This is a genomic window from Pseudomonas sp. B14(2022) (assembly GCF_012030485.1).
In the GTDB taxonomy this organism is placed as follows: Bacteria; Pseudomonadota; Gammaproteobacteria; order Pseudomonadales; family Pseudomonadaceae; genus Aquipseudomonas.
This window is the reverse complement of the sequence record NZ_JAAUVM010000002.1, coordinates 62,045-73,174: the sequence shown is the minus strand read 5'-3', so window position 1 is coordinate 73,174 and position 11,130 is coordinate 62,045. Positions and strand designations below refer to the sequence as shown.

At 63.6% G+C, this 11,130-nt stretch carries 11 protein-coding genes; 3 read left to right on the top strand and 8 right to left on the bottom strand.

What is annotated here, in order from left to right:
* Position 1 precedes the first annotated feature (1 nt).
* From HCF10_RS03820 to HCF10_RS03795, 6 genes are read right to left on the bottom strand one after another with little or no spacing between them, the layout of a single operon-like run.
* Positions 2 to 1,369, bottom strand: a complete 1,368-nt coding sequence (locus HCF10_RS03820) for an NAD(P)-binding domain-containing protein (RefSeq protein WP_145338779.1) — start codon at positions 1,367 to 1,369, stop codon at positions 2 to 4.
* 20 nt (positions 1,370 to 1,389) lie between these two features.
* The gene (gene purU, locus HCF10_RS03815; protein ID WP_167654908.1) at positions 1,390 to 2,256 is read right to left on the bottom strand and encodes a formyltetrahydrofolate deformylase; all 867 of its coding nucleotides are present in this window, start codon (positions 2,254 to 2,256) and stop codon (positions 1,390 to 1,392) included.
* Between the two features lie 30 nt (positions 2,257 to 2,286).
* On the bottom strand, positions 2,287 to 3,417 hold the full coding sequence (locus HCF10_RS03810; RefSeq protein WP_167654907.1) for an aminomethyltransferase family protein: 1,131 nt from the start codon (positions 3,415 to 3,417) through the stop codon (positions 2,287 to 2,289).
* Between the two features lie 30 nt (positions 3,418 to 3,447).
* On the bottom strand, positions 3,448 to 4,464 hold the full coding sequence (locus tag HCF10_RS03805; protein WP_167654906.1) for a heme-dependent oxidative N-demethylase family protein: 1,017 nt from the start codon (positions 4,462 to 4,464) through the stop codon (positions 3,448 to 3,450).
* A gap of 11 nt (positions 4,465 to 4,475) precedes the next feature.
* Positions 4,476 to 5,405 carry a PDR/VanB family oxidoreductase gene (locus HCF10_RS03800; protein WP_167654905.1) on the bottom strand — a complete coding sequence of 310 codons (930 nt, stop codon included), beginning with the start codon at positions 5,403 to 5,405 and terminating at the stop codon, positions 4,476 to 4,478.
* The gene (locus tag HCF10_RS03795; protein WP_167654904.1) at positions 5,402 to 5,848 is read right to left on the bottom strand and encodes a dimethylamine monooxygenase subunit DmmA family protein; all 447 of its coding nucleotides are present in this window, start codon (positions 5,846 to 5,848) and stop codon (positions 5,402 to 5,404) included. Before HCF10_RS03795 ends, HCF10_RS03800 begins: the two co-directional genes overlap by 4 nt.
* A gap of 250 nt (positions 5,849 to 6,098) precedes the next feature.
* On the opposite strand from HCF10_RS03795, the gene HCF10_RS03790 reads away from it, so the two are divergent.
* From HCF10_RS03790 to HCF10_RS03780, 3 genes are read left to right on the top strand one after another with little or no spacing between them, the layout of a single operon-like run.
* Positions 6,099 to 7,145 (top strand): ATP-binding protein, encoded by a 1,047-nt coding sequence (locus tag HCF10_RS03790; protein ID WP_167655034.1) that lies wholly within the window; start codon positions 6,099 to 6,101, stop codon positions 7,143 to 7,145.
* Positions 7,114 to 7,773 (top strand): response regulator, encoded by a 660-nt coding sequence (locus HCF10_RS03785; RefSeq protein WP_131698771.1) that lies wholly within the window; start codon positions 7,114 to 7,116, stop codon positions 7,771 to 7,773. The genes HCF10_RS03790 and HCF10_RS03785 overlap by 32 nt, the downstream gene beginning before the upstream one ends.
* Entirely contained in the window at positions 7,774 to 8,514 is a 741-nt protein-coding gene (locus tag HCF10_RS03780; protein ID WP_131698770.1) for a PAS domain-containing protein, read from the top strand.
* Positions 8,515 to 9,148: 634 nt separating this feature from the next.
* Here the strand turns inward: HCF10_RS03780 and HCF10_RS03775 are convergent.
* Together HCF10_RS03775 and HCF10_RS03770 are read right to left on the bottom strand one after the other, a co-directional pair.
* Entirely contained in the window at positions 9,149 to 10,303 is a 1,155-nt protein-coding gene (locus tag HCF10_RS03775) for an ABC transporter ATP-binding protein (RefSeq protein ID WP_167654903.1), read from the bottom strand.
* Positions 10,304 to 10,320: 17 nt separating this feature from the next.
* A complete protein-coding gene (locus tag HCF10_RS03770; RefSeq protein ID WP_010567348.1) occupies positions 10,321 to 11,130 on the bottom strand; it encodes an ABC transporter permease in 810 nt (269 codons plus the stop codon).

Genomic DNA, 11,130 nt, shown 5'->3' with positions numbered 1-11,130 from the left:
ATCAGCCGACCGACTTGATGGGGGTTGTGGGCTCACCCAAGTACGCCGCCATCGAGTCATCCAGGGCCTGCAACCACGGCGTGTGGTGCGGCGGTGACTGAGTGCCGGTCATCAGCGAGCGATAGGACTTGTCGCGATAGCCCATGATGTTTTCCGCCTTGTCGTGCTTCCAGTGCAGAAAGGTTTCGTTGACGGCGGCGATGTCGAAATTCGGGTAGTCGGTGGCGTCCACCAGTTGCTGGATATAGGCGCCCTGGTACTCGAACATCTGCTGGTTGGTTTCCAGGGTCTGTTCCCGTGCGTGCCACGCTTGGCTGTCGGCGACCATGTCGGCGTGGCCGGGCAGTTGAATGCGCCCGAGGATCACATCGCGGGCATACCAGGCCTGGGCGTCGAACATGTTGAAGGAGTACCACTGGTCCTGCATGCCGAGGTAGATCAGGCGTGGGTTGGGTTCCCAGAACACGCCCTTGTAGAGGTTCATCGGCCACAGGCGGTTGTCGGTCTTGAGGCTCAGTTCATCGGGCAGGAACGGGAAGTGGTGCTTGTAGCCGGTGCACAGGATCACCGCGTCGATGTGCTTGCTGCTGCCATCGATAAAGTACGCGCGGTTGTTTTCCAGGCGCTGGAGCAGCGGTTTTTCTTCCCAGTTATCCGGCCAGGCATAGCCCATGGGCGCGCTGCGGTAGCAACTGGTGATGCTGCGCGCGCCGTATTTGTAGCATTGCGAGCCGATGTCCTCGGCCGAATAGCTGCTGCCGACGATCAGCAGGTCCTTGTCCTTGAACTCCAGCGCCTCGCGAAAATCGTGGGCATGCAGGATACGCCCGGCGAACTGTTCGAAGCCTTCGAAGTACGGCACCTTGGGCGTGGAAAAGTGGCCGCAGGCGTTGATCACGTAGTCGAATTCCTCGCAGGTCAAGGTGTCGCTGGTGTAGTCGTGGGCGTAGAGGGTGAAGCGCTGGCTCTGTTCGTCGAAGGTGACTTGCCGCACCACATTGTTGAAGCGGATGTAGTCGCGCACGCCGGCCTTTTCCACGCGGCCCTTGATGTAGTCCCACAGCACTTCGCGCGGCGGGTAGGAGGCGATGGGCCGGCCGAAATGCTCTTCGAAGGTGTAGTCGGCGAACTCCAGGCATTCCTTGGGACCGTTGGACCACAGGTAGCGGTACATGCTGCCGTGCACCGGCTCGCCGTTCTCGTCGAGGCCGGTGCGCCAGGTGTAGTTCCACATGCCGCCCCAGTCCTGCTGTTTTTCGAAGCAAACCAGCTCAGGGATGGCGGCGCCTTTGTCGCGGGCCGACTGGAACGCGCGAAGTTGCGCCAGGCCGCATGGGCCGGCACCGATGATTGCTACACGTAGGGTCATGAGCGTGCCTCCTGAAGGTTTCAGCGAAAGATCACTGTCTTGTCCTGGTTGATGAACACCCGGTGTTCCAGGTGGTATTTCAGGGCTTTGGAAAGGGCCACGGTTTCGGTGTCACGGCCGATGGCAACCAGCGAATCGGGCAGGTGGGTATGGTCGACGCGCTGGATTTCCTGCTCGATGATCGGGCCTTCATCCAGGTCGCTGGTGACGTAGTGGGCGGTGGCGCCGATCAGCTTGACGCCACGGTCATAGGCCTGGTGGTAGGGCTTGGCGCCCTTGAAACCGGGCAGGAACGAGTGGTGGATATTGATCGCCCGGCCCGACAGTTGCTGGCACAACCCGTCGGACAGGATCTGCATGTAGCGCGCGAGCACCACCAGGTCGGTCTGGGTGTCTTCGACGATGCGCGTCAGCTCGGCTTCCTGGCCGGCCTTGGTGTCCTTGGTGATAGGCAGGTAGATGAAGCGGATGCCTTCGCGTTCGGCCATCGCCCGCAGGTCCAGGTGGTTGGAGACCACGGCAGTGATGTGCATGTCCATCTCGCCCTTGCGGTGGCGGTAGAGCAGGTCGGTGAGGCAGTGGTCGAACTTGCTGACCATCAGCAGCACGCGGGTCGGTTGGCGTGAGCTGAACAACTGCCAGTGCATGTCGAAGCCACCGGCAAGGTCGCCGAGGCCTTTGCGCAGGGCGTCGATGTCGCCGCTCACGCCGGTGTTGAAACGGAACACCGCGCGCATGAAAAACTGCCCGGTGAACTCATCGTCGAACTGTGCCAGTTCGCTGATGTAGCACTGCTGTTGGGCCAGGCACACGCTGATCGCGGCGACAATCCCGGACGCCGCCGGGCAGGTGATCTTGAGGATGTAATGTTCGCTGGAGGCGTCCATCGAAGGCTCCTGAATTGCGTGAAGGAAGGTTCAGCCCTTGGCCGTGCGCTTGGTTTTTTGCGGGTCGTCGAAGGGCAGGGCGTGGGTGCTGGCGCTGGCCTCAAGGCTGCCGCGAACCTGCAAGGCAATACCGGGTTCGGAACAGGCGACGCTCATGCGCGCGATGGCCATCGAACGTTTGCTCAGGCGCGAATACATGCCGCAGGTGATCACGCCGACTTGCTGATTGCCCTGCCACACGGTGTCGCCGGCTTCGGCGGCGCGGACGCCCTCAAGCAGCACACCGGTGATCTTGAAGCGCTCCTGGCCGCGCAGGCGCAGGTGTTCTTCGGCGCCACGGAAGGCGTTCTTGCCAGGTGAAACAGTGAAATCCAGGCCCATTTCCCAGAGGGTGTCGCCGGCCTTCTGGTCGGCGAAGGGGTACATCTGCGAGTTGTCGTAGGGGAAAAACATCAGCGAGCTTTCCACCCGCAACCAGTCCAGGGCGGTGAAGGCGCAGGGGATGATCCCCAGGCTCGCGCCTTGTTCGAGGATGCTGTCCCACAGGAACGGCGCATCGGCGGCCTTGCAGAAAATCTCATAGCCACGTTCGCCGGTGTAGCCGGTGCGCGAGATCATCACCGGGCGGTCGAACAGGCGGGTTTGCAGGTGGTGGAAGTACGCCAGCTGGCGGATGCCGGGCACGTGTTCGGCGAGGAAATCCACCGCCAGCGGGCCTTGCAGCGACAGGTCGTGCAGGTCGTCATCGAACAGCACCGCCACTTGCCGGCCCTGGGCCGAGCGCACGAGCATTTCATGCCCGGTGCCGGCGCCATGCACCACCATGAACGCGTTGGGGCAGGTGCGGTAGACGATGCAGTCATCGACGAACTTGCCGTCCTCATCGAGCATCGAGGCATACACCGATTTGCCGGGGTAGAGCTTGGCGATGTCGCGGGTGGTGGCCCACTGCAACAGGCTCTCGGCGTGGGGGCCCACGTAATGGACTTTTTTCAGGCCGGACACGTCCATCAGGCCGGCGCGGGTGCGGATCGCCTGGTGGTGGTCGGCGAGGTCACTGCTGTAGGTCCAGGCAGTGCCCATGCCGTTCCAGTCTTCGAGGTGGGAGCCGAGGGCGCGGTGCCGTTCGGCCAATGCAGAAATACGCCATGAGTGGGTCATGTGAGGTTCCTTGTCGTAGAAGAAGGGGCGTCAGACCTGTGGGTCGAACTGGCTCAGCCACTCGACCAGCGTGTGGCGGTAGCGGGTCATGCCCTTGTAGTCGGCGATGGGGTCGGGCAGGTCGCGCAGCACGCGGTGCAGGCGACAGCCCCAGCCGGGTTGCGTGACCAGCTCGTCCAGGCTGATCAGGTAGGTGCGGATGCTGAACATCACCGCGTGGCTGCGCGGCAGGCGCGCCATCACTTGCAGCTCGACCCGCAGGTGCACCTGTTGCCCGACGTTCTGCGCGGTGATCTGGCCGCGATCGGCGCCCCATTCATGGAAGGTTTCCGGCGACGAATCCAGTCGCGGGTTGATGGTCAGGGTCCAGTTCAAGCGCCGTACCGGCTGGTCGACCTGCAGGTTGAGCAGGTACTTCAGCGCCCGTTCGAACACGCCCATCTGATGGGCCATGGGCACCGGTGCGTGCCATTGCTTGAAACTCATGCCGGCGTCGAACGCCAGCGACCAGTCGGCCGGGCTGGTGACCAGGCCGGCGTCCATGTACAGGTCGCCGTCGCGCTGGTCGAGCAGGGCGAAATCCCCCTGTACCTGACGGCCGATGTACTCCAGCGGCGCGCAGGGCAGGCTGGTGGCATCGCCGAAGATGAAGTGCTGGTCGATGTCCAGGAGGTGGTTGCGCCACTGCCAGCGCTCGCCGTTTTGCGTCAGGCTGAACGACTGCGGGTAGTCGGCGGCCAGGTGTTCCATGATCATCTGCAGCGCATCCCAGGCCGCCACTTGCATGTGCGGCATCACCAGGTAGCGGCGCGGGTCCTTGTCCAGCACCAGGGCGCGCTCGGCCATTTCCGAGCGGTAGTGCTCGTCGATGTCGAAGGCGTGCTCATAGATCGAGCCGGGGTCGCGGGAGATGGCCGGTTCGATGTTCACCGAGTACAGGTAGCTGTCCTCGATAAAGGGAAAGGGAAAACGCCGGATCGCTGCCGGGCTGTTGCGAAAGCTGAAATCGTCGCGATAGCTCAGCACGGGGCTCGTTTGCAGGGGCATGGCACTCACTCCTATAGGTCCAGCGAAACGCAGGGGCCGCTGCCGCGCGAGACGCAGGGCATCAGAAAGTCGGCCTGCTCGGCCGGGCTGAGGAAGCTGTCGCGGTGTTCGATGGCGCCGCCTTGGTGGCGCGTGATGCACTGGCCGCAGACCCCGCCACGGCACAGGTTGGGCACCTGTAATCCTGCGTGTTCCAGGGCTTCGAGCAGGCTTTGCTCGGCCTCGACCCGCAGGCGTCGGCCACTGCGCAGCAGGTGCAGGTCGAATGGCTGGCCGGGTTGTGCGCCCTTGAAGGCTTCCGAATGCACACGCTTGAGCGGCCAGCCGAGGCGTGCGGCGTGTTGCTCAACCGCCTCGAGCAAGGGCTGCGGACCGCAGGTGTAGACGTGGCTGCCCAGCGGTCGATTGCCGAGGATCCGGTCTAGGTCCGGGCGCCGATCGTAGGTGTGCAGGCGCGGGCCGAGGCGCTCTTGTAACTCGTCGAGATAGGCGTCGCTGAGGCCCGGCCGGAACAGGTAATGCAGTTCGAAGTCGGCCTGCTGTTGTTCCATCGCGGCGATATAGGCCATGAACGGCGTGATCCCGATCCCGGCGGCGATGAGGATATGCAGGCGCGCGGTGCCATGGGGGGCGAACAGATTGGCCGGTGGTGAAATCTGCAAGGTGTCGCCGACCTGCACCTGCCTGTACAGGTACTGCGAGCCACCGCGCGAGGCGTCTTGCAGGCGCACGGCGATGCGGTAGTGCTGGGGGTGCGCCGGGTCGCTGGTGAGTGAATAGGCGTTGCGCACCGTGCCTTCGGCCAGCGGCAGGTGCACCTGCACATGGCTGCCGGGCGAGAAGCCGGGCAGGCTGCCCGTGGCGGGTGTCAGGGTGAATTCGCGCACCACCGGCGTGAGCATGCGTGCTGCGCTGACCTGGACGTTGAGGGCCGCGCTCATGGCTGGAACCCCGCGTAGGGCTGGTCGGGGTTGATGCACACGCCGAGATACGCCCCCAGGCGCCGGGAAAAATGCGTGCGGACCTCCAGCCCGACGTGGCAGCCGATGCAGTTCAACAGCGGCTGCGGCCCGGCCGCCTGGGTCAGGCCGCAGTGTGCGCAATACACCTGGCGCAGGCCCGGCGTGGTGCAGGTCATGTCGATCTCGTCGTCTTCCAGGCCAGCGGCGCGGGCCTCGCCGTGCACACGCCAGATAAAGGCTTCGTCGCCCAGCAGGTAGAGCCGGCAGCCCACGGTGGCGCTGGCCAGCGCCTGTTGCAGGCGCCGCGCAAAGTCGGGGTGTTCGCCGTTCAACAGCACGGGCATGTGCAGTTCGCTGATGAACGCTGCGCTGGCGGCGGCTGATTGCATCACCACGATGGGGCGGCTGCGGGTAGGCGTCATGCGGGCTCTCCACGGTGTGTGTTTGTTTCCTGTTGGGAGAGATACTTTCCTATGGGGAAAATCTTCTCAATCTGGAAAAAGGGCTATGCCTTTGGAGATAAGCCTTGCGCGCCGGCCATTCGGGGCATGGAAGTTGCTGGGCCTTTCGACCATGCAGAGCAACCGGACGGGGAGTTATCAAAGAGTGCTGACACGACCAAAAGGCTGGCCGCTCTGGTTGGGGCCTATACGCCGCGAACAGGCGCGCAGCGTGCGCAGGTTGTTGGCCGAGTTACCCCTGCACGCTGACGGTGCCTTGTCGGGTTTCCTGGACCGTTTCGACGCACTGTTGCCGCCTGCCAGGCTTAACCTGATCCTCGGCGGCGAAGACCTGGGCCCGACGCGGCGAGGGTGGGTCGACGGCTGCCAGGAGGTGGCGCGTTGCCCCTGGCGCGACGCGAGCGTGACGGACGCCCCTCAAGCCTGCGGACCGTGCCGGCAACGGGGCGTGCACCGTCTGGTGTGCGCGTTGCCCGAGGGTGAAAAGGGCGCATTGCTGCTCGACACCCCCCGGCGCGCCGGTGCCAGTTGGCGCCAGTTACTGGAAGAGGCGGCGCAGGCGGTAGGCGTGACCGTACGCCTGCGCAGCCATAACCGTGAGCAGCAGCGCAAACAGGCGACCTCCCGCCACGGCGCCCTGGCCCGTGAGCTGCATGATTCGGTGGCGCAGCAGTTGGGCTATCTGTCGTTCCAGGCCCATGGCTTACAGTCGCAGCTGGGCGAGCCGGCACTGCAGGACCTGTGCACCGGCCTGAGTCAACTGCAACGCCAGGTGCGCGAGCTGATCACCAGTGCGCGCCTGACCATGGACGGGCGCTCGCTGCGCCAGGCCCTGGCCGACTCGGTCGCGGAGTTCTCGCGGCGCTGCATCATTGTCTTCGAACTTGACAACCGCCTGGCCGACGACGCCCTGAGCCCTGAAACCGAATTGCAGATCCTGCAGATCATTCGCGAGGCCCTGGCCAATGCGGTGCGGCACTCCCACGCGCGCCACGTGCGCATCGAACTGCGCCAGACCCAGGATGGCGACGCCTCGGTGTCGGTGGAAGACGATGGCATCGGCTTGATCCCGGCCTGCGACGAGCACAACCATTTCGGCCTGGCGATTATCCGCGAGCGCGCCGCCAGCATCGGCGCACGGCTGAGCATAGAAGCGATCCGCCCGCACGGGGTGCGTGTGCACCTTGGCCTGCGTCGCCACCACGATCTGCCACAGGGGAGTCTCGATGGACTGCACGACCTTATTACTGATCGATGATCACCCGTTGTTTCGCAAGGGCCTGGCGCAGTTGTTCGATGCCAGTGGCGACTTCGAAGTGGTGGGGCAGGCGGCCAGCGGCCGCGAGGGCATCAACCTGGCTGTGAGCCTGACGCCGCAACAGGTGCTGCTGGATTTGCACATGCCGGGCCTCAGCGGATTACAGGTGCTGGATGAACTGCGCCAGTTGCGCCTGGATTGCCAGGTGGTGGTGCTCACCGCCTCCATGGACCGCGCCGAGTTGCTCACGGCCTTGCGCCTGGGCGCCAGCGGTTATGTGCTCAAGGAAACCGAGCCGGATGCGCTATTGGCGTATATGCGCAACTGTCACAAGGGCGCGATCGTGCTGGACTCGACCCTGATTGCCTTGCTCGCCGACCAGGCCGAGCCCACGCAAGCGTGTGAGGCAGCGGGCAGCGAAAACCTTACCGAGCGCGAAGGCCAGACCCTGGCGCTGATCGCCGCCGGCATGAGCAACAAACAGATCGGCCGGGAGCTGGGGATCAGCGACGGCACGGTGAAAATCTACGTGCGCAGCCTGTTGCAGAAGCTTGGCCTGCATTCGCGCCTGGAGCTGGCGGCCTGGGTGCACAGCGGCGCCTTGATGAAACACGAGGAGCGCCACTAGATGAGGGACAGCCCCGAAGCGTTTGCGCCGCCGCCAATGGACTTGATGGATTGCTTTCCCGCCGCCTTATTGCAACTGCGCGACAACGGTCAGATCGCCCATTTCAACCTGGCCTGGGCCGAGTTGATGGGCCCGCCCGGCGCGGAGCGCAACCTGATGGACTACGTGCATCAGGAAGACCGCCCGCTATGGCGCCAGGCCCTGAATGAACTGCGCCGCCGCCCCGACACCTCATTCAACCAGCGCCTGCGCTTTGTGCACCCCAACGGCGAATTGCGCTGGTTCGAGATCAGCCTCAAGCGCGGCCCCCAAGGTTTCTATCTGGTGGCCGGCGATGTCACCACGCACAAGCGCCGCGAAATCGCCTGGCAGGCCAGCCAGCGCAGTAGCATGAGCTTGCTCGACAGCATGCCGGGCCTAATCTATCGCGGCCGCAACAACCGCGACTGGACCATGGAATTCGTCAGCGCCGGCTGCCTGGAGCTGACCGGCTACCCCGCCGAGCGCCTGGTGGACAACCATGAGTTCACCTACAACAGCCTGATCCTGGCGCAGGATGCCGACTATGTGTGGCGCGAGGTGCAATATGCGTTGTCACGGCAGGAGCCGTTCGAGCTCAATTACCGGATTCGCTGCGCCGACCGGTCGATCAAGCACGTGTGGGAGAAGGGCGTGGGGATTTATGCGGATACCCGTGAGGTGTTGGGGATCGAGGGGGCGATTTTCGAGCGCCAGCTTTAACGGGTAAATGCAGCTCAAATGTGGGAGGGGCGGTGCGACGATTCGACTTGCCCCCGATGGCGGCCTGACAGCCGACCAGGATGTCAGGCCGAGTACATATCCGTTGCTGCGGTAACGGCCACTTAGGGTTCCGCTCTTACAGCGGGTCACTTTTGGAAAAGAGCCCCAAAAGTAACCAAAAGGGCTCTTGCCCCACCACTCGGCACCTCGCCTAGGCTCGGTGTGCCCGTAATCCGACAGTGATTTGGGGGGCCGCCGCCACGCGCCATCCATGGCGCGGGGCGGCTAAACCGGCATCCCTGCCGGTTTACCCCCCCAATCACTATCGGATTCCGGCCAGCGTGGTTAACGGGGCGCCTGAGATCAAGATCAAGATCCAAAGCAAGATCAAGGGCGGCTCTCTTCGCATCGTGGTTGCCGTTGGCGACTAGAACGTTGTGTAGATAGCCATGCTCTTCTCAAACTTAAAATAACTTACTGATTTTAAAAGTTAAAATTTCACCCTAAAGTCTTGAATTTTGCATAAGCAATTTCAGTCGACAGCATTCTTGTGGCGAGCGGGCTTGTCCCGCGTTGGGCTGCGCAGCAGCCCTACTTCGAAGCGGTAGTGGGGCCTCCCTCCCACATGGGTGACTCAATGCGCGCCTGCGGCCTTGTTCAGATCACTCTCGGCCCACTCCGTATACACACACGCATCCGCCGTCGCCCAGCGCACACGCACCGGGTCGCCGGCCTTGAGTGGCATGCCCGCAGCGGACAGCGCCTTGACCGTCATCGATGTGCCGCCGAGGGTTTTCACTGTGCAGGTCTGGCTTTCGCCGAGGAACAGCACCTCACCCACAATCGCCGACACTTCATTCCAGCCCGCCGCCAACGGTTGTTCAGCGGCCTGTTCGACACTCAGCGCCAGGGCTTTTTCCGGGCGCACCATCAGCAGCACATCCTGCTCGGTGCGCAGCCCGCTGGTCAGGCGGATCGACAGGGATTGGCCTTCGAACGCTGCCGCCGCGTTGCCCTGGGCCTTGAGCTTGAGGAAGTTGGAGTTGCCGAGGAACGACGCCACGAACGCGTTCGGCGGGTTCTGGTAGAGGTCGAAGCCGGTGCCCAGGCCGACGATCTTGCCGTGGCTGAAAATCGCGATGCGCTGGGACAGGCGCATGGCTTCTTCCTGGTCGTGGGTCACGTAGACGATGGTGATGCCCAGGCGCCGGTGCAGTTGGCGCAGTTCGTCCTGCAGGTCTTCGCGCAACTTCTTGTCGAGGGCGCCGAGGGGCTCGTCCATCAGCAGGATGCGTGGCTCGTACACCAGCGCGCGGGCGATGGCGACCCGTTGCTGTTGGCCGCCGGACAATTGCGAAGGGCGGCGATGCGCAAATTGCTCAAGCTGCACCAGCTTGAGCATGGCGTCCACGCGCTTTTCGCGTTCGGCGCTGGCCAGTTTGCGAATCGCCAGGGGGAAGGCGATGTTGTCGCGTACCGACAAATGCGGGAACAGTGAGTAACGCTGGAACACCATGCCGATGTCGCGCTTGTGCGGCGGGACGTTGACCAGCGATTGGCCGCTGACCAGGATCTCGCCGCTGCTTGGCGTCTCGAAACCGGCAAGCATCGACAGCGTGGTGCTTTTGCCCGAGCCGCTGGAGCCGAGGAAGGTGAGGAATTCGCCGTCCTGGATGTCCAGCGAGATGTTGTCCACGGCAGCGAATTCGCCGTAGTGCTTATTCAGGTTGCGCAGGCTGACCAGGGGTTGGCCATGGCTCTGCGCGACATCGTTGATCACTGCACTCATGTTCTTCTCCTCGGCGCTCAAGCGCGGGTTTCGGTACGCCGGCGAACGGCGGCGGCAATCACCATGACCAGCACCGAGAGGCCGATCAGCAGCGTCGACGCGACGGCGATCACAGGCGTCAGGTCCTGGCGCAGGGTGGTCCACATTTTTACGGGAAGGGTTTGCAGGGTCGGGCTGGCCATCATCACGCTGAGCACCACTTCGTCCCACGAGACCAGGAAGGCGAACAACGCACCGGCGACCATCCCAGGACGAATCGCCGGAAAGGTCACCTTGAACACCGCCTGCAACCGCGAAGCGCCGCAGATCACCGCCGCGTCTTCGATCGACTGGTCGAACAGCTTCAGCGAATTGATGATCGAGATGATGGTGAACGGCAGCGCCACGATCACATGGCTGACCACAAAAGCGAACATCGTGCCGGTGTAGCCCAGCTTGAGGAACAGCGCGTACACCGCCACGGCGATGATCACCAGCGGCACGATCATCGGCAGGGTGAACAGGCCATAGAGCAATTCGCGGCCGGGGAAGCGCCCGCGCACCAGGGCAAAGGCGGTGGGCAGGCCCAGGGCGACGGCGAACACGGTGGTCAGCACGGCCACCTTGAGACTGGCCATGGCTGCGTTCATCCAGTCAGCGTTGGAGAAGAACTGGCCGTACCATTTTAGCGTCCAGCCCGGCGGTGGGAACACCAGCCATTGCGACGAGCCGAACGACAGCAGCACGATAAACACGATCGGCAACAGCAGGAACAGGCCAATCAACCCGGTGGTGGTGTAGAGGCCCAAGCGCATCCTGCGGCTCATGGCATTGGGGGTCAGGAGCAT